We start from the raw sequence: 18,269 nt of genomic DNA on the forward strand, positions 1-18,269 counted from the left end.
GACCAGCGACTGACAGGGACAGCTGCACAACGGGTTCACACACCTGACGGAGTCCATTACCCTGGACCGAGAGGTGCAACATGATGAACGAACTCTGAGCCGATCCCCTGGAAGCCCCGTGAACAGCCCCAGCGCCGCCACCCCGTCCTCCCCGGCCCCGGCCGTCCCCACGACGGCACCCGTGCCCACGGACGGCGTATCCACGGCGGGCGGCCCGCGCCGGCGGGGCTCCCTCGGACCCGTGGGCCTGGTCCTCGCCGGAGGCGTCTCCGTGCAGTTCGGCGGCGCCCTCGCGGTGACCCTGATGCCGCGGGCCGGCGCCCTCGGTGTCGTGACGCTGCGGCTGCTGGTGGCCGCCGTCGTGCTGCTCGTGGTCTGCCGCCCCAGGGTGCGCGGGCACTCGCGCGCCGACTGGGGCACGGTCGTCGTCTTCGGCATCACGATGGCCGCGATGAACGGGCTCTTCTACCAGTCGGTCGCCCGCATCCCGCTGGGCCCCGCCGTCACCCTCGAAGTGCTCGGCCCGCTCGTGCTCTCCGTCCTCGCGTCCCGCCGCGCCCTGAACCTGGTCTGGGCCGGCCTCGCCCTCGGCGGCGTCTTCCTGCTCGGCGGCGGAGGCTTCAGCAGCCTCGACCCCACCGGTGTCGCCTTCGCCCTGAGCGCGGGCGCCATGTGGGCGGCGTACATCGTCTTCAGCGCTCGTACGGGCCGACGCTTCCCCCAGGCCGACGGCCTCGCCCTCGCGATGGTGGTCGCGGCGGTGGCCTTCCTGCCGCTGGGGATCGTCGAGTCCGGCTCGAAACTCCTCGACCCGACCACGGTCGCGCTGGGCGCCGCGGTGGCGATCCTCTCCTCCGTCCTGCCCTACACCCTCGAACTCCTCGCCCTGCGCCGCCTGCCCGCCTCCACCTTCGCCATCCTCATGAGCCTCGAACCGGCCGTCGCCGCCACCGCCGGCTTCCTGGTCCTGAGCCAGACGCTCTCCGCCATGGAGGCTCTCGCGATCGGGCTGGTCATCGCGGCGAGCATGGGGGCGGTGCGGACACAGGTGGGACGGGGGAAGGCGAAGGGGCTGGAAGGGCAGCTGGAGACCGGCGGCTGACCGACCCGACCCGCGAGCCGAGCCGCGTCGCGCCGTTCAGCTCATGTGCCGCGACGGCTCCGAAAACCCGTTCAGCTAGTGCGCCGCAACGTCCCCATATAGCCGTTCGGCCGCTCGTGCTCCCCGAACCACAGCTGCGGCGCCCGCGCGTACGCGGCCGCGGCGAGTTCGCGCCCCCAGCGGCGGCTGGCGAAGGTCGGGATCGCGATGCGGTAGCGGCGGTCCGGCAGACCGGGGCGCGGCGGCTGGTCCCGCACGACGAGTGGCTTGAGCAGCGGATCGGCGTCGTCGACATCGCCGTACGGGCACAGCTCAAGGCTCATGATCTTCTGGCCGGCCCTGGCGTTGCCCTTGTGCGCCCAGTACAGCCCGACCCCGGCCAGCGACTGCCACGGCACCACTGCCTGCCGCTCCCGGCTGTGCCGCCACCACACCCCGTACGCGTCGAAGGCGAGCAGCGTCCCGCGCCCCGCCCACAGCACGCACGCCATCAGCACCCCCAACCCGCCCAGGAACAGCAGCCACACCCCGGCGAAGATCCACTGCCCGACGCCCGCCCCGCCCTTCGCCGCCGTGACGACGAGCGGCAGCGGCGCGAGACAGAGGGCGATCAGCGTGCCCGGCAGCCCGGTCCGAAGCCGACGCATCCCGAAGCGGAAGACAGTGGCGTCGGGGCCGGGGTGGGGTGGAGAGGGGTGGGGTGGAGAAGGGGGAAACATGGCGGCAGAGCCTAGCGGGGTGACCTGTGCATGGCGAAGTCGCCCGCACCACTCGCGTTCACCGATCCGTGTTCGTCTCTGCGCCAATTAATGCAAGCATGCTTGATTGTTTCTGTGGCCGCTGCCATGCTCCGGGACACACAACGTCGTGCCCCGAGGGGAGCGCATGGTGTCCGACCCGTCGTCCGTGATCGACGATCTGTGCCGGGAGAGTGAGGAACTCGACCGGCTGGTAGGGGAGTTGGGGGAGGGGCGGTGGGCGGTCGCCACGCCCGCTCCCGGGTGGACCATCGCCCACCAGATCGCCCATCTCGCCTGGACCGACCGCGCCGCGCTGCTCGCCGTGACCGACGCGGAGGCCTTCGCCAAGGAGGTCGAGAAGGCGCTCGCCGCGCCGGACGGATTCGTGGACGAGGGCGCGGAGGAGGGCGCCGCGCTGCCGCCGGCCCGACTGCTCGCCGCGTGGCGGTCGGGGCGGGCCGCCCTGGAGGAGGCCCTGCGCGCGGCACCCACGGGAACGCGGTTTCCCTGGTACGGCCCACCCATGTCGGTCGCCTCTATGGCCACCGGCCGTCTTATGGAGACCTGGGCCCATGGACAGGACGTGGCCGATGCGTTGGGTGTGATGCGTGCACCCACGGACCGGCTGAAGCATGTGGCGCGCATCGGGGTGCGGGCCCGTGACTTCGCCTTCGGGGTACGAGGGCTCACCGTGCCCGGCGAGGAGTTCCGCGTGGAACTTGTGGCTCCGTCCGGCGAGTTGTGGACGTACGGCCCGGCGGACGCCGCCCAGCGCGTCACCGGCCCGGCCCTCGACTTCTGCCTGCTGGTGACCCAACGGGCGCACCGCGCCGACCTGGCCCTACGGGCACAGGGCCCCGACGCCGATCGGTGGCTGGACATCGCCCAGGCCTTCGCGGGCCCGCCGGGGGGCGGACGCGCGCCGAAGGAGCCTGGACACGAGCCGCGGGAGCCGCGGGACCCGAAGGGGACCGGGCCGTGACCGCCGTACGACCGCTGCGCATCGGCAACGCCTCCGGCTTCTACGGCGACCGCTTCGACGCCCTGCGCGAGATGCTCACCGGCGGTCCGCTGGACGTCCTCACCGGCGACTATCTCGCCGAGCTGACGATGCTCATCCTGGGCCGCGACAAGCTGAAGGACCCGAAGCGCGGGTACGCCAAGACCTTCCTGGGCCAACTGGAGGAGTGCCTCGGCCTCGCGCACGAGCGCGGCGTACGCGTCGTCGCGAACGCGGGCGGCCTCAACCCGGCCGGACTCGCCGACGCCGTGCGGGAGTTGGCGGACAGGCTCGGCATCCCGGTGCGCGTCGCCCATGTCGAGGGCGACGACCTGACGCACCGGTACCCGGGGAGTCTCGCCGCGCACGCCTACCTCGGCGGCGCCGGCATCGCCGCGTGTCTGCGCGAGGGTGCGGACATCGTCGTCACGGGGCGGGTCACGGACGCGGCACTCGTCACCGGGCCCGCCGTCGCCCACTTCGGCTGGGGACCGGGGGACCACGACCGGCTCGCGGGCGCTGTCGTCGCCGGGCACGTCCTGGAGTGCGGCACCCAGGCCACCGGCGGCAACTACGCCTTCTTCGCCGACCACGACCCGGCCCTCCTCCGCCACCCCGGCTTCCCGCTCGCCGAACTCCACGAGGACGGCACGAGCGTCATCACCAAACACGTCGGCACCGGCGGCCTCGTCGACGTCGGCACGGTCACCGCGCAGCTCCTGTACGAGACGCAGGGCGCCCGGTACGCGGGCCCCGACGTCACCGCCCGGCTCGACTCGGTCCGGCTGACCCAGGAGGGCCCCGACCGGGTCCGGATCGAGGGAGTGCGCGGTGAGGCCCCGCCGCCCACCCTCAAGGTCGGCCTCAACCGGCTCGGGGGCTTCCGCAACGAGGTCGTGTTCGTCCTGACAGGACTCGACATCGAGCGCAAGGCCGCCCTCGTACGCGACCAGTTGGACACCGCACTCGCCACCGCCAAGTCCCGCCCGGCGGAGGTGCGGTGGGATCTCGCCCGCACCGACCACCCCGACGCCCCCACCGAGGAGACCGCGAGCGCACTGCTCCGGCTCGTCGTACGGGACGCGGACCAGAACGCGGTCGGCCGTGCGCTGAGCGGAGCCGCCGTCGAACTGGCGCTGGCGAGCTACCCCGGATTCCATGTCATGGCGCCCCCTGGGACGGGCTCGCCTTATGGGGTCTTCGAGGATGTGTACGTCCCCCATGGCGCCGTCGACCATGTCGCGGTCCTCCATGACGGGCGCCGGGTGCCTGTGGCTCCGGTCGAAGACACCCGCGTACTGGAGACGCCGGAAGAACCGCCGTTGCCCGAGCCGTTGCCTCTGACCGGACCGACCCGCCGTGCGCCTCTCGGCCTTGTCGCCGGCGCCCGCAGCGGTGACAAGGGCGGGAACGCCAATGTCGGGGTCTGGGCGCGCACGGATGACGCGTGGCGGTGGCTGGCCCATCACCTGACCACGGACAGATTTCAGCGTCTGGTGCCGGAAAGCCGCCCTCTGAAAGTCGTCCGGCACGTACTGCCCAACCTCCGCGCCCTCAACTTCGTCGTCGAAGGAATCCTCGGCGAGGGCGTCGCCTCCCAGGCCCGTTTCGACCCCCAGGCCAAGGCCCTCGGCGAATGGCTCCGCTCCCGTCACCTGGACATACCGGAGAGCCTCCTGTGACCGTCCTTTCCTCCGCGCTCGACATCAGCGGCCCCGACTACACCGCCCACCGCGAAGCCATGCTCACCAAGCTCGCCGAGCTGGACACCGAGCACGCCAAGGCGCTCGCGGGCGGCGGCGAGAAGTACGTCGCCCGGCACCGGAAGCGCGGCAAGCTGCTCGCCCGGGAGCGGATCGAGCTGCTCCTCGACCCCGACACCCCCTTCCTGGAGCTGTCGCCGCTGGCCGCGTACGGCAGCGAGTACGCGGTCGGCGCCTCGCTGGTCACCGGGATCGGGGTCGTCGAGGGCGTGGAGTGCCTGATCACGGCGAACGACCCGACCGTGCGCGGCGGTGCCAGCAACCCCTGGAGCCTGAAGAAGGCCCTGCGGGCCAATGACATCGCGCTCGCCAACCGGCTGCCCTGCATCAGCCTCGTCGAGTCCGGCGGCGCCGATCTGCCGTCCCAGAAGGAGATCTTCATCCCCGGGGGCGCGATCTTCCGCGACCTCACCCGGCTGTCCGCGGCCGGAATCCCCACCGTGGCGGTCGTCTTCGGGAACTCCACCGCCGGAGGCGCGTACGTCCCCGGCATGTCCGACCACGTGATCATGGTCAAGGAGCGGGCCAAGGTCTTCCTGGGCGGGCCGCCGCTGGTGAAGATGGCCACCGGCGAGGAGAGCGACGACGAGTCCCTGGGCGGCGCCGAGATGCACGCGCGCGTGTCGGGTCTCGCGGACTACTTCGCCGTCGACGAGCAGGACGCCCTCCGGCAGGCCCGGCGCGTGGTCGCCCGCCTCAACCACCGCAAGGCGTACAGCGATCCGGGCCCGGCGGTCCCTCCCAAGTACGACGAGGACGAGCTCCTGGGGATCGTCCCCGGCGACCTGAAGCACCCCTTCGACCCGCGCGAGGTCATCGCCCGCATCGTCGACGCCTCCGACTTCGACGAGTTCAAGCCCCTCTACGGGACGAGCCTGACGACCGGCTGGGCGACGCTCCACGGCTACCCCGTCGGCATCCTCGCCAACGCCCAGGGCGTGCTCTTCAGCGCCGAGTCCCAGAAGGCCGCCCAGTTCATCCAGCTCGCCAACCAGCGCGACATCCCACTGCTCTTCCTGCACAACACCACCGGCTACATGGTCGGCAAGGAGTACGAGCAGGGCGGCATCATCAAGCACGGCGCCATGATGATCAACGCGGTGAGCAACTCACGGGTCCCGCACCTGTCCGTCCTGATGGGCGCCTCCTACGGAGCCGGTCACTACGGCATGTGCGGGCGCGCGTACGACCCGCGCTTCCTGTTCGCCTGGCCCAGCGCCAAGTCGGCCGTCATGGGCCCCCAGCAGCTCGCGGGCGTCCTGTCGATCGTCGCCCGGCAGTCGGCGGCGGCGAAGGGGCAGCCGTACGACGACGACGCGGACGCGGCGCTGCGCGCCATGGTCGAGCAGCAGATCGAGTCCGAGTCGCTGCCGATGTTCCTGTCCGGGCGGCTGTATGACGACGGGGTCATCGACCCGCGCGACACCCGCACCGTTCTCGGCCTGTGCCTGTCCGCGATCCACACGGCGCCCTACGAGGGCGCGCGCGGTGGCTTCGGCGTCTTCCGGATGTGAGGTCTCCTCAGTGATCAGCTCAATCCTTGTGGCCAACCGGGGCGAGATCGCCTGCCGTGTCTTCCGCACCTGCGGTGAGTTGGGGATCCGAACGGTCGCCGTGTACTCGGACGCCGACGAAAACGCCCTCCACGCGCGCGTGGCCGACGCGGCGGTACGGCTGCCGGGCGCGGCGCCCGCGGAGACGTATCTGCGCGGCGATCTGATCGTGAAGGCGGCCCTGAGCGCCGGCGCGGACGCCGTGCACCCCGGGTACGGCTTCCTCTCCGAGAACGCCGGCTTCGCGCGGGCCGTCCTCGACGCGGGCCTCGTCTGGATCGGCCCGCCGCCCGAGGCGATCGAGGCGATGGCCTCCAAGACGCGCGCCAAGAAGCTGATGGGCCTCGCACCCCTGGAGACGGTCACCGCCGACGACCTCCCGGTCCTCGTCAAGGCGGCCGCGGGCGGCGGCGGACGCGGCATGCGCGTCGTCCGGGAACTCGCCGACCTGGACGCCGAGTTGACGGCCGCCCGCGCCGAGGCCCTCAGCGCCTTCGGTGACGGCGAGGTCTTCGTCGAGCCCTACGTAGAGGGCGGCCGGCACGTCGAGGTGCAGATCCTCGCCGACACGCACGGCACCGTGTGGGCGCTCGGCACCCGCGACTGCTCCCTCCAGCGCCGCCACCAGAAGGTCATCGAGGAGGCCCCGGCGCCCGGCCTCGGCGACCTCACGGAAACCCTCCACGACCTGTCCGTACGCGCCGCCCGAGCCGTCGACTACGTGGGCGCCGGGACGGTCGAGTTCCTGGTCGCCGACGGCAAGGCCCACTTCCTGGAGATGAACACCCGCCTCCAGGTCGAACACCCCGTCACGGAAGCCGTCTTCGGCATCGACCTCGTGGCCCTCCAGATCCGTGTCGCCGAGGGCGAGCCGCTCGACAACGACCCCCCACGCGCGCGCGGCCACGCGATCGAGGCCCGCCTGTACGCCGAGGACCCGGCACGCGCGTGGGCCCCGCAGACCGGCACCCTGCACCGCCTCACCGTCCCGGACGGCATCCGCCTCGACACCGGCTACACCGACGGCGACCCCATCGGCATCCACTACGACCCGATGCTCGCCAAGGCCTGCGCCCACGCCCCCACGCGCGCGCAGGCCCTCCGCAAGCTGAGCGCGGCCCTGGAGCGCGCCGAGATCCACGGCCCGGTCACCAACAGGGACCTGCTCGTACGGTCCCTGAGGCACCCGGAGTTCGCCCGCGCCTGCATGGACACCGGGTTCTACGACCGCCACCTGCCCGAGCTCACGACGGTCCTCCCGGACCCGTACGCACCCCTGGCGGCCGCCCTCGCGGACGCGCACGGCCGCTCGCGGTTCGGCGGCGGCTGGCGGAACCTCCCCTCCCAGCCGCAGATCAAGCGCTACTTCATGGCGGGGGAGGAGCACGAGGCCCACTACCAGCACACCCGCGAGGGCCTGAGCGCCGAGGCCCATGGGGTGCGCGTGGTGCACGCCGACGCCCGCCGTGTCGTCCTCGAAGTGGCGGGCGTGCGGCGGACGTTCGAGGTCACGCGATACGACGACCAGATCTTCGTGAACACCACCACCCTCACCGCACTGCCCCGCTTCCCCGATCCGGCCACGCATCACGCCCCCGGCTCACTGCTCGCACCGATGCCCGGCACCGTGGTCCGGGTGGCGGAGGGCCTGACCGCGGGAGCCGCTGTACGGGCCGGACAGCCCCTGCTGTGGCTGGAGGCGATGAAGATGGAGCACAAGATCTCCGCGCCCGCGACAGGCACGCTCACGGCCTTGCACGCGACTCCGGGCCAACAGGTGGAGGTCGGGACCTTGCTGGCCGTGGTGGAGGACGACCGCGCCCCGTAAGGGGCGCGGGGAACTGCGCGCCCAGCCACGTACAAGCCGCACTTTCCGTACTCAGCAGGAGGCCCCCAATTGAGCCCCGTCACAGAGACCGAAGAGCACAAGGCACTCCGTTCCGCAGTAGCCGCCCTGGGCAAACGCTACGGCCGCGAATACCTCACCAAGGTCGTCGCCGAAGAAGCCCACCCCGACGAACTCTGGTCCGAGGCGGCCAAGCTCGGCTACCTCGGCGTCAACCTGCCAGAGGCATACGGCGGTGGAGGCGGCGGCATAGCCGAACTCTCCATCGTCCTGGAGGAGCTGGGCGCCGCAGGCTGCCCGCTGCTGATGATGGTCGTGTCGCCCGCGATCTGCGGCACGGTCATCGCCCGCTTCGGCACCGAGTCCCAGAAGCGGCAATGGCTCCCTGGCCTGGCCGACGGCACCCGCACCATGGCCTTCGGCATCACGGAGCCCGACGCGGGCTCCAACTCGCACCGGATCACCACCACGGCCCGCCGCGACGGCGACACCTGGCTCCTCACCGGCCGCAAGGTGTTCATCTCCGGTGTCGACATCGCCGACGCGACACTCATCGTCGGCCGCACGGAGGACGCGAGGACGGGCAGCCTCAAGCCCTGTCTGTTCATCGTCCCGCGCGACGCCGACGGTTTCGAGCGGCGCCGCATCGACATGGAACTGCACGGCGCGGAGAAGCAGTTCGAGCTCGCTCTCGACGACGTACGGCTGCCCGCCGACGCCCTCGTCGGCGACGAGGACGCGGGCCTGCTCCAGCTCTTCGCCGGGCTCAACCCCGAGCGCGTCATGACGGCCGCGTTCGCGATCGGCATGGGCCGCTACGCGCTGAACAGGGCCGTCGAGTACGCGCGTGAACGCACCGTCTGGAAGGCGCCCATCGGCGCCCACCAGGCCGTCGCCCACCCCCTCGCGCAGGCCCACATCGAGCTCGAACTCGCCCGCCTGATGATGCAGAAGGCGGCGTTCCTGTACGACTCGGGGGACGACGTCGCGGCCGGAGAGGCCGCCAACATGGCCAAATACGCGGCCGCCGAGGCCTGCGTGAAGGCCGTCGACCAGGCCGTGCACACCCTCGGCGGCAACGGCCTCACCCGTGAGTTCGGCCTCGCTTCCCTGATTACGGCGTCGCGCGTGTCTCGTATCGCACCGGTCAGCAGGGAGATGATTCTCAACTACGTCTCCCACCAGACCTTGGGCCTGCCCAAGTCCTACTAGGCCGTACGCCGTACAAGGTTGTACAACGCCGTACTAGGAGGAACCGTGTTCCGCAGCGAGTACGCAGATGCCCCGGCCGTCGAGGAACCCATCCACGAGGCCGTCCTCGGCCGCGCCGCCGAGCGCGGCGACACACCCGCGCTCATCGACGGCGTCGACGGGACCACGCTCACCTACGGCCAACTGGACGTGTTCCACCGCCGGCTGGCCGCCGCGTTCGCCGAAACGGGCGTCCGCAAGGGCGACGTACTGGCCCTGCACAGCCCGAACACCATCGCCTTCCCGACGGCGTTCTACGCGGCCACGCGCGCGGGGGCCTCGGTCACCACCGTGCACCCGCTCGCCACGCCCGAGGAGTTCGCCAAGCAGCTGCGGGACTCCGGCGCGAGCTGGATCGTGACCGTCTCACCCCTCCTGGACACGGCACGCCACGCCGCCGAACTGGTGGGCGGCATACGGGAGATCTTCGTCTGCGACAGCGCGCCCGGGCATCGTTCGCTGGTCGACCTGCTCGGCACCACCGCGCCCGAACCGCGGATCGACATCGACCCCGTGACGGACGTCGCCGCCCTCCCGTACTCCTCGGGCACCACCGGCGTCCCCAAGGGCGTGATGCTCACCCACCGGTCCATAGCCACCAACCTCGCGCAGCTCTCGCCCCTGCTGCCGATGGGCCAAGGCGACCGCATCCTCGCCGTGCTGCCCTTCTTCCACATCTACGGGCTGACGGCCCTGATGAACGCGCCCCTCAGGCAGGGCGCCACCGTCGTCGTACTGCCCCGGTTCGACCTCGACACCTTCCTCGCGGCCATCCAGAAACACCACATCAGCGGCCTCTTCGTGGCCCCGCCGATCGTCCTCGCGCTCGCCAAGCACCCCGCCGTCGCGCAGTACGACCTGTCGTCCCTGAAGTACATCATTTCCTCCGCCGCACCCCTGGACGCCAAGCTCGCCGTCGCCTGCGCACAGCGCCTCGGACTGCCGCCCATCGGCCAGGGCTACGGCATGACGGAACTGTCGCCCTGCACCCACCTCGTCCCCCTGGACGCCGGGAACGCGCCTCCAGGGACGGTCGGCAAGCTCGTACCGGGCACCGAGATGCGCATCGTCTCCCTCGACGACCCCGACACACACCTGGGCGTCGGCGAGGCCGGCGAGATAGCCATCCGCGGCCCCCAGGTCATGAAGGGCTACCTCGGCCGCCCCGACGCCACCGCCGCGATGATCGACAAGGACGGCTGGCTGCACACCGGAGACGTCGGCTACACGGACGCCGACGGCTGGCTGTTCGTCGTCGACCGCGTCAAGGAACTCATCAAGTACAAGGGCTTCCAGGTCGCCCCCGCCGAACTGGAGGCCCTGCTGCTCACCCACCCCGCCATCGCCGACGCCGCCGTCGTAGGGGTCTACAACGACGACAACAACGAAGTCCCCCACGCCTACGTGGTCCGCCGGCCGTCCGCGACCGACCTCTCCGAAGGAGAGGTCATGATGTACGTCGCCGAACGCGTCGCCCCGTACAAGAGGGTCCGCCGGGTCACCTTCATCGACGGCATCCCCCGGGCGGCCTCCGGGAAGATCCTGCGCCGGGAACTGCGAGGCCTGTCGTGACCGTTGTCCACAGGGCGCACGAACGCGCCGTCACCACCCTCACCCTCGACTCGCCCGACAACCGCAACGCACTCTCGGCCGTGCTCGTGGGCGAACTCGCGGACGGCCTCACCCGGTGCGGCAAGGACAGCGACGTACGCGCGATCGTCCTCACCCACACCGGGAACACATTCTGCGCGGGCGCCGACCTGCGCGACCCGCCGCACCCGGACGCCCTCGTCGGACTGCTGCGGCAGATCATCGAGCTGCGCAAACCCGTGCTGGCCCGGGTGACCGGACACGTGCGGGCGGGCGGACTCGGCCTGCTCGGCGCCTGCGACATCGCGGCCGCCTCCACAGAGGCCACTTTCGCCTTCACGGAGGTACGCATCGGCGTCGCGCCCGCCGTCATCTCCCTCCCCCTGCTGCCCCGCACCGACCCCCGCGCCCTCGCCCGCTACTACCTCACCGGCGAACGCTTCGACGCCGCGGAGGCGGTCCGCACCGGGCTCCTGACGGCCACCGGCGACGACGTCGACGCCGTACTCGCCCCCGTCCTCGACGGTCTGCGCCGCGCCTCCCCCCAGGGCCTCGCCGAGACGAAACAGCTGCTCACGGCTAAGGTGCTGGAAACCTTCGACCGGGACGCGGCCGACCTGACCGCGCTCTCGGCCCGGCTGTTCTCCTCCGCGCAGGCCCGCGAGGGGATGACCGCCTTCCTCGAACGACGGGATCCCGCATGGGTGGTGTGAGCGCTCCGGAGAACGCGCCGAACGGCGCACGCCTTCCGCATGTCCCCAAACAGGACCGCAGCCGGGCCACCCGGCAGCGGCTCCTGGCGGCCGCCGTGTCCTGCCTCGCCGAACACGGCTGGGCGGGCTCCACGGTCTCCGTCGTCGCCGAACGCGCCGGCGTCTCCCGGGGCGCCGCCCAGCACCACTTCCCGACCCGCGAGGACCTCTTCACCGCGGCCGTCGAATACGTCGCCGAGGAACGCTCCACCGCCCTGCGCGCCCTCTTCCCCGACGGCGCCGCCGACCGCCGCGTCGTCGTCGCCGCCCTCGTCGACCTCTACACCGGCCCCCTCTTCCGCGCCGCCCTCCACCTCTGGGTCGCCGCTTCCAACGAGGAACAGCTCCGCCCCCGCGTCACCGAACTCGAGGCCCGCGTCGGCCGCGAGACCCACCGCATAGCGGTCGACCTCCTCGCCGCCGACGAATCCCGGTCGGGCGTACGCGAAACCGTCCAGGGCCTGCTGGACATGGCGCGCGGTCTGGGCCTCGCCAACCTCCTCACCGACGACGGAGGGCGACGCGAGCGCGTGGTGGAGCAGTGGGGGGCGCTGATGGAAGAGGCGCTCGGCTGAGACGGGTCGTGCTGAGCCGGGTCGCCGGCCGGACTCAGGGGCCGGCCGGGCTCAGGGGCTGAGCCGCTCCACCCGCCAGCTGCCGTCCGGCTCCGCCACGTACCGGAGGCGGTCGTGGAGACGGTTTTCGCGCCCCTGCCAGAACTCCACCGACTGCGGGGCGATCCGGAAACCACCCCAGTTCGGCGGGACGGGGACCTGCTCGCCCTCCGGGTAGCGGGCGCTCAACTCCGCGTAGGAGGCATCCAGCTCGTCGCGGGAGTGGATGACCGAGGACTGGGCGCTGGCCCAGGCACCGAGCTGGGAGCCGTGCGGGCGGGTGCGGAAGTACGCGGCGGTCTCGTCGCGTCCGGTGCGCCGGGCCGTGCCGGTGACGATGACCTGGCGGGCCATCGGATGCCACGGGAAGAGCAGCGAGATGTACGGGTTCTCGGCCAGCTCGCGGGCCTTGCGCGAGTCGTAGTTGGTGTAGAAGACGAAGCCCTGCTCGTCGTACTGCTTCAGCAGCACCGTGCGTGAGCTCGGCCGGCCCTCGGCGTCCGCCGTGGCGACGACCATCGCGTTCGGCTCGTGCACGAAACCGTGCATCGCGGCCTGCGCCGCCTGGTTGAACCAGCGGGCGAACTGGTCCATCGGGTGCGGGGCGAGGTCCGCCTCGTCCAGACCCTCGGCGCGATAGTGCGCACGCATCGCGGCGGGGTCGGCGGCGAATTCTTCGGCGTCGTCCTCGGCTGCCTCGGCTGCGCGCTGGACGAGGGGCTCGGCGGCGGATTCATCCGGGAAGCGGTCGGTCACGCGGTCATCCTGCCGTATGCGCCCTCGCCCCCGACCGCCCTGTGCGCGCTGCCCCCGATTGCCCCGCGCAGCTCGCCTCCGACGGGCGTGTGCTTCATCACTGAGTGGCACTGAGTGCCGCGCACTCTCCCCAAAGGTGGCACTCAGGGATATCGTGCTGCTGCCGTTCCGGTTGGGTGACCGCCAGCCGCACGGGGCATCACCGGGGTGACCGCTTCGGACCGCGAGTCGGTGAGGACTCTTCGAACAGCTTCCTGGAGCCTTCGAGAGCCTTCGAAAACGACCGTGGAACCGGACCGGCACGGACGGACGAACGTCGACCGTCACCCACGCCTGGCACATGGTCACGAACACCACGTACGTCATGTACGCCCCCACAACACCATCTGTCGCACACATCACGAGGAGCCGCCTGATGTCCGACTTCGTACCCGGACTCGAAGGAGTCGTCGCGTTCGAGACGGAGATCGCCGAACCGGATAAGGAGGGCGGCGCACTCCGGTACCGGGGCGTCGACATCGAGGATCTGGTCGGCCACGTCTCCTTCGGCAACGTCTGGGGACTCCTCGTCGACGGCGCCTTCAACCCCGGCCTGCCGCCCGCCGAACCGTTCCCGATCCCCGTCCACTCCGGCGACATCCGCGTCGACGTCCAGTCCGCACTCGCCATGCTCGCCCCCGTCTGGGGCCTCAAACCCCTCCTCGACATCGACGAGAAGCAGGCCCGCGAGGACCTCGCCCGCGCCGCCGTCATGGCCCTCTCCTACGTCGCCCAGTCCGCCCGCGGCCAAGGCCGGGCCATGGTCCCGCAGAGCGAGATCGACAAGGCCCAGTCCGTCGTCGAACGCTTCATGATCCGCTGGCGCGGCGAACCCGACCCCAAGCACGTGGCGGCCGTGGACGCCTACTGGACATCGGCCGCGGAACACGGCATGAACGCCTCCACCTTCACGGCGCGCGTGATCGCGTCCACGGGCGCCGACGTCGCCGCCGCCCTCTCCGGCGCCGTGGGAGCCATGTCCGGCCCCCTGCACGGCGGCGCACCCTCCCGCGTCCTCGGCATGATCGAGGAGATCGAACGCACCGGAGACGCCGACGCCTACGTCAGGCAGGCCCTCGACAAGGGCGAACGCCTCATGGGCTTCGGCCACCGGGTGTACCGCGCCGAGGACCCGCGCGCGCGAGTGCTCCGCCGCACCGCCCGCGAACTCGGCGCCCCCCGCTTCGAGATCGCCGAAGCCCTGGAGAAGGCCGCACTCGCCGAACTCCACGCCCGCCGCCCGGACCGCGTCCTCGCGACGAACGTCGAGTTCTGGGCCGCCATCGTCCTCGACTTCGCCGAGGTCCCGGCCCACATGTTCACCTCGATGTTCACCTGCGCCCGCACCGCCGGCTGGTCCGCGCACATCCTGGAACAGAAGCGCACGGGCCGCCTCGTACGCCCCTCCGCCCGCTACATCGGCCCCGGCTCCCGCAGCCCCCAGGACATCGTGGGCTACGGGGACATCGCGCACTGACGGCCACATCCCCGCCGTCATCCCCGTCGTACGCCGGTCATCACGCGGGCGTGAGCAACTCCGCGTGATGACGGGCGGCGACCAGCGGATGCGCCCGCAGCTTGCCCTTCAGCTCATTGAACCCGTACTCGGCGAACAGCGGATTCGCCGGATCGTCCGTGACCCCGGGCGCGGCGGAGGCGTGCGGGAAGGGCAACGGCTCGACCCGGGCGTCAAGCCGCGGGTTGTAGAAGAAGGGCACCGAGAACCGCTCCGTGGCCCCCGGCGGACTCACCACCCGGTGATTCGTCGCCACCAAGTACCCATTGGTGGCCACCTCCAGCAGCTCACCCAGGTTGACCACGAAGGCCCCCGGCAGCGGCGGCACATCATGGAACAGCCCGTCCTCCCGCTGCACCTGAAGCCCCCCGACCTGATCCTGGAGCAGCAGCGTCAGAAACCCGTAGTCCTTGTGCGCACCGACACCCTGATCGGCGCCGTCACCCGCGCTCCCCGGATACCGCACCAGCTTCAGATGCGGATGGGCCCGCGAGCCGAAGACGGGCTCATAGAAATCGGCGGGCGCCCCGATGGCGGCCAGCAGCTCACGCAACAGCCGCGCCGCGACCGAACTGAGCCGCTCGACCCACGCCAGCGCCGCGACCCGCAGCTCCGGCAGCGCGGCCGGCCACTGGTTCGGCCCCTCCAGCCACCAATAGGCGGGCTCACCCGCCCCGGGTATCCGAGCAGGCCGCTCAGCCCCGATGTCCAGCTGATCCCGCCAGTCCCGGCTCCCACCCGTCCGCTCGTCTCCCGTACGCGTGTACCCGCGGAAATGCGGCGAGTTGACGTTGTCGATCGCGAGCCGATCGGCCTCGGAAAGCGCGAAGAACCGGTGCATGGCCCGCAGCAGGGCAGCGGTCTCACCCTCGCTCACCCCATGCCCGACAAGCTGGAAGAACCCCACGTCATGGGCGGCACTGTGCAACTGCGCGTGCAGCAGGGCACGGGCCTGGGGACCGCGGTCGACCGCGGAGAGATCAATGATCGGAAGCTGCTGGTACGGGGAGGAAGACGTGTTCGTCGTCATGAGTGCGTCCGCAGGGTGTACGGGTGCCCGGGCAGCCGCCAGGGGTGGGGCGGGGCCACGGGTGCCAAGTGGAAGAGATTCAGAGCAGAAAGGGGGCTGGGTCAGGCAGAGCGCCGACAGCCCATGCTCGTGACGCGCACGTAATCCACGTGCCGGCGTCGAACGAGCATCGGAAGCATGGAGCAAGAGTACTGCGGTCCACCTGATCCGCCTGTGCCCCACCTCACACTCCGTGCACTCCCCCCGCGAAAACGCAGACGACCCGCGAGCTCGGGTTCCCTCGCCTCACGGCAGGGAGCCGGCCGGACGTACCGGCGAGCCCGCGGGTCGGGTGACTGCTGGAGATTGGGCCGGGTGCACGCTCGTATCACGCGCTGGTCCGGCACCGCACTGGATGTGGTGACGGGCCGCTAGCCCGCAGCCACCTCACGCGTCCGGTTTGCATACATCTGCCGAACCACCTCCTCTCTCGTGTGCACCACACCCTAGGAACCGATCGGTCACGGATCAACCGCTTTTTCGAAAGCTTCGCGAGGGCGGGGAAGAGGGTCGCGCCGCGCAGGTCGGGGCCATGACATGACCCGCAACTCCGGCCACGCCTCCCGCCACCGCGCCGTCTTCGTCTCGTACGCCTCCCGAGGCGCCAGTACCGGATTGGGCCGCACCACCAGGTTGAAGACGTCGGCCAGCCCATGCGGCGCGTAGACCCGCCACTGGCCGTCCGGCTCCAGTCGCACCCCCAGGCAGCACGTCGTCGACGCGAAGGAGTCGATCGCTGACTCCACGGAGTCGTGGGGCGGGCAGGGGACGCCGAATTTCCGCTCGTACCAGAGGTGGACGCGGGCCTCGTTGCGGATCTCGACGTCTGCCGGGAGGTCGGAGAAGGCCTCGCGGCCGGCGCGGATCGCCGCGTCCTCGGCTTCCCAGGAGAGGTCCGTGGCGTCGAAGTAGAAGAGGTCGTAGTCCTTGATGGCGTGGGCGGGGGGCCGGCCGGTGACGACGTTCCAGACGGTCTGGAAGAGGCAGCCGGCGGTGAGGTACCAGTGGGGGAGGTTCAGGGTGGCGGAGCGTTCGAGGATTTTCAGGAGTATGTCGTTGTGGGAGAGCGTCGTGCGGAGGGCGCTGAGCTGGGCGTCCAGGGGGAGGCGGGCGATCGGTGAGGGGGTCTGCTGGGGCGGGCGGGGCGGGATTCCGGCGTACAACGATTTCGTCCAAACTTTGGGGAACCTGGTGTGGGCTGGGTCACGTTCGAGTTGAATGATGACGAGTGAGCGAACTGTCGCGCCGTACACGCGGACGCAGCCTGCAGGGGGTCCAGGTGAGTGCTTCCCGGCGTAGTGGGACCACCGATGAGCTGGGGCCGGATGAGCCCGAGCGGGATGGTTCGGATCTGCTTGCCGCGCTGTTGGACGGGATGGACGCGGCGCTGTGTGCTTTTGATGCCGATGGTGTCGTGACCCATTGGAATCGGGAGGCCGAGCGGATTCTGGGGTGGACCGCGGCCGAGGCCGTGGGGCGGCGCGGGTTCGCCGGGTGGGCCGTGCGGACCGCGGACGCGGAGGAAGTGGAAGGGCGGCTGTTGTCCGTCATGCAGGCGCCCGGGCGGCAGGTGCATGAGTTCGCCCTCCTCACCAAGGACGGCGGGCGGGTGCTGGTGCGGACTCAGTCGGCCGCCGTGCGCGGTCCCGACGGCAAGCCCGCCGGGGTGTACTGCGCCTTCAGCGAGGTGCATGCCCAGATCGATCTCGAGCGGTCCATCGCGCTGAGCGAGGCGTTGTTCGAGGACGCCAGCTGGGGTGTGGTGCTGGTGGATGCCGACCTGCGGCCCGCCGTCGTCAACGCTCACGCGGCCCGGGCGCTCGGGACGGGGCGTACGGCCGTGCTCGGGCGGCCTCTCGGAGACCTGCTTTCGCAGGGCGTGGAGGAGCTGGAGAGCGCGCTGACCCATGTGCTGGCCGAGGGTGCGCCGCCCGCGCCGGCCGAGATGTGGGTGAGTGTGCGGACGCCGGAGGGCGAGAAGCGGCGGTGCTGGCGGAGTGGGTTCCTGCGGCTCGCCTCGCCGCTGACGGAGGAACCGGTTCCGCTGGGTGTCGGGTGGCTCTTCCAGGATGTGACCGAGTCCAAGCAGACCGAGCAGGAGGCGGCGCTGCTGCGGTTCCGGGCCAATCAGCTGCACCGGGCGGCACGGGCCGCGGCCGAGTACGAGGACCCGGGTGAGGCCGCCACGGTTCACCTCGACTTCTCGCTCGCCGGGTTCGCGGATCATGCGCTGCTCGACCGTGTGGCGGGGGGTTCGGTGGGAGACGGCGAGGGGCCTGTGCGGCTCGTACGGGCCGCCGCCACGCCGGCCGGGGCGCCGGGGCCGAGTGTGCTCACCGGGAAGGCCGGGCTGCCCGTGCGCTACGGGGACGGGCACCCCGCGGTGCAGTGCGTGGAGCGCGCCGGGTCCGTACGGGCCAGCGCGGGCGCCGCCGATGCCGAACAGGCGCGGGAGTGGGCCGTGGCGCGCCAGTGGCCGCAGGACTCGGTGCACGCCCTGTGCGCGGTGCTGCGCAGCCGGGGGCGGACGCTGGGCGTCGTGACGTTTCTGCGGGGGGCGGGGCGCAGCCAGTTCGAGCGGGCGGACGCGACGTACGCGGAGGATGTGGCCGTACGGATCGCGATGGCGCTGGATCTGGAAGGGGTGGTGGGGCGGTCCTGAGGCGGGACCTGCCCCA

General features: G+C 71.3%; 15 protein-coding genes. 11 read left to right on the forward strand and 4 right to left on the reverse strand.

Annotated elements, in window-relative coordinates; translation table 11 throughout:
- Positions 1–118 precede the first annotated feature (118 nt).
- The gene (locus OIC96_RS26830; RefSeq protein ID WP_330305402.1) at positions 119–1,102 is read left to right on the forward strand and encodes an EamA family transporter; all 984 of its coding nucleotides are present in this window, start codon (positions 119–121) and stop codon (positions 1,100–1,102) included.
- Positions 1,103–1,173: 71 nt separating this feature from the next.
- Here OIC96_RS26830 and OIC96_RS26835 read toward each other — a convergent pair whose 3' ends face one another.
- Positions 1,174–1,749 carry a hypothetical protein gene (locus OIC96_RS26835; RefSeq protein WP_330305401.1) on the reverse strand — a complete coding sequence of 192 codons (576 nt, stop codon included), beginning with the start codon at positions 1,747–1,749 and terminating at the stop codon, positions 1,174–1,176.
- A 241-nt stretch (positions 1,750–1,990) separates the two neighbouring features.
- Between OIC96_RS26835 and OIC96_RS26840 the strand changes: the two genes are divergently transcribed.
- The 8 genes from OIC96_RS26840 to OIC96_RS26875 all read left to right on the forward strand — a co-directional run bounded on the left by OIC96_RS26840 (position 1,991) and on the right by OIC96_RS26875 (position 12,172).
- Positions 1,991–2,824 carry a TIGR03084 family metal-binding protein gene (locus OIC96_RS26840; protein WP_330310161.1) on the forward strand — a complete coding sequence of 278 codons (834 nt, stop codon included), beginning with the start codon at positions 1,991–1,993 and terminating at the stop codon, positions 2,822–2,824.
- Positions 2,821–4,524: an acyclic terpene utilization AtuA family protein gene (locus tag OIC96_RS26845; protein ID WP_330305400.1), complete on the forward strand. Its 1,704-nt coding sequence runs from the start codon at positions 2,821–2,823 to the stop codon at positions 4,522–4,524. Before OIC96_RS26840 ends, OIC96_RS26845 begins: the two co-directional genes overlap by 4 nt.
- Positions 4,521–6,119 (forward strand): acyl-CoA carboxylase subunit beta, encoded by a 1,599-nt coding sequence (locus tag OIC96_RS26850; protein ID WP_330305399.1) that lies wholly within the window; start codon positions 4,521–4,523, stop codon positions 6,117–6,119. Before OIC96_RS26845 ends, OIC96_RS26850 begins: the two co-directional genes overlap by 4 nt.
- A 10-nt stretch (positions 6,120–6,129) precedes the next feature.
- On the forward strand, positions 6,130–7,986 hold the full coding sequence (locus tag OIC96_RS26855; protein ID WP_330305398.1) for an ATP-binding protein: 1,857 nt from the start codon (positions 6,130–6,132) through the stop codon (positions 7,984–7,986).
- Positions 7,987–8,055: 69 nt separating this feature from the next.
- Positions 8,056–9,216 carry an acyl-CoA dehydrogenase family protein gene (locus OIC96_RS26860; RefSeq protein WP_330305397.1) on the forward strand — a complete coding sequence of 387 codons (1,161 nt, stop codon included), beginning with the start codon at positions 8,056–8,058 and terminating at the stop codon, positions 9,214–9,216.
- 45 nt (positions 9,217–9,261) lie between these two features.
- Positions 9,262–10,827: a 4-coumarate--CoA ligase family protein gene (locus OIC96_RS26865; protein ID WP_330305396.1), complete on the forward strand. Its 1,566-nt coding sequence runs from the start codon at positions 9,262–9,264 to the stop codon at positions 10,825–10,827.
- Complete coding sequence (locus tag OIC96_RS26870; protein ID WP_330305395.1) at positions 10,824–11,558, forward strand: enoyl-CoA hydratase family protein; 735 nt, start codon at positions 10,824–10,826, stop codon at positions 11,556–11,558. The genes OIC96_RS26865 and OIC96_RS26870 overlap by 4 nt, the downstream gene beginning before the upstream one ends.
- Positions 11,546–12,172 carry a TetR/AcrR family transcriptional regulator gene (locus OIC96_RS26875; RefSeq protein ID WP_330305394.1) on the forward strand — a complete coding sequence of 209 codons (627 nt, stop codon included), beginning with the start codon at positions 11,546–11,548 and terminating at the stop codon, positions 12,170–12,172. Before OIC96_RS26870 ends, OIC96_RS26875 begins: the two co-directional genes overlap by 13 nt.
- 51 nt (positions 12,173–12,223) lie before the next feature.
- Here OIC96_RS26875 and pdxH read toward each other — a convergent pair whose 3' ends face one another.
- A complete protein-coding gene (pdxH, locus tag OIC96_RS26880) occupies positions 12,224–12,862 on the reverse strand; it encodes a pyridoxamine 5'-phosphate oxidase (RefSeq protein WP_330310160.1) in 639 nt (212 codons plus the stop codon).
- A 520-nt stretch (positions 12,863–13,382) separates the two neighbouring features.
- On the opposite strand from pdxH, the gene OIC96_RS26885 reads away from it, so the two are divergent.
- The gene (locus OIC96_RS26885) at positions 13,383–14,483 is read left to right on the forward strand and encodes a citrate synthase 2 (RefSeq protein ID WP_330305393.1); all 1,101 of its coding nucleotides are present in this window, start codon (positions 13,383–13,385) and stop codon (positions 14,481–14,483) included.
- Between the two features lie 40 nt (positions 14,484–14,523).
- Here the strand turns inward: OIC96_RS26885 and OIC96_RS26890 are convergent, their stop codons facing one another.
- Positions 14,524–15,552 carry an isopenicillin N synthase family dioxygenase gene (locus OIC96_RS26890; RefSeq protein WP_330305392.1) on the reverse strand — a complete coding sequence of 343 codons (1,029 nt, stop codon included), beginning with the start codon at positions 15,550–15,552 and terminating at the stop codon, positions 14,524–14,526.
- 500 nt (positions 15,553–16,052) lie between these two features.
- Positions 16,053–16,754, reverse strand: a complete 702-nt coding sequence (locus tag OIC96_RS26895; RefSeq protein ID WP_330305391.1) for a nucleotidyltransferase family protein — start codon at positions 16,752–16,754, stop codon at positions 16,053–16,055.
- A gap of 116 nt (positions 16,755–16,870) precedes the next feature.
- Between OIC96_RS26895 and OIC96_RS26900 the strand changes: the two genes are divergently transcribed.
- Positions 16,871–18,253 carry a PAS domain-containing protein gene (locus OIC96_RS26900; protein WP_330305390.1) on the forward strand — a complete coding sequence of 461 codons (1,383 nt, stop codon included), beginning with the start codon at positions 16,871–16,873 and terminating at the stop codon, positions 18,251–18,253.
- The last annotated feature ends 16 nt before the right edge of the window (positions 18,254–18,269 follow it).

The organism is Streptomyces sp. NBC_00775 (assembly GCF_036347135.1).
GTDB lineage: Bacteria > Actinomycetota > Actinomycetes > Streptomycetales > Streptomycetaceae > Streptomyces > Streptomyces lutosisoli.

Bases quoted from the DNA above. Each gene is read 5' to 3' on its own strand.
- OIC96_RS26835 (WP_330305401.1), bottom strand. From the start codon at position 1,749: ATGCGTCGGCTTCGGACCGGGCTGCCGGGCACGCTGATCGCCCTCTGT.
- OIC96_RS26875 (WP_330305394.1), top strand. From the start codon at position 11,546: ATGGGTGGTGTGAGCGCTCCGGAGAACGCGCCGAACGGCGCACGCCTT.
- pdxH (WP_330310160.1), bottom strand. From the start codon at position 12,862: ATGCGTGCGCACTATCGCGCCGAGGGTCTGGACGAGGCGGACCTCGCC.
- OIC96_RS26885 (WP_330305393.1), top strand. From the start codon at position 13,383: ATGTCCGACTTCGTACCCGGACTCGAAGGAGTCGTCGCGTTCGAGACG.
- OIC96_RS26890 (WP_330305392.1), bottom strand. From the start codon at position 15,552: ATGACGACGAACACGTCTTCCTCCCCGTACCAGCAGCTTCCGATCATT.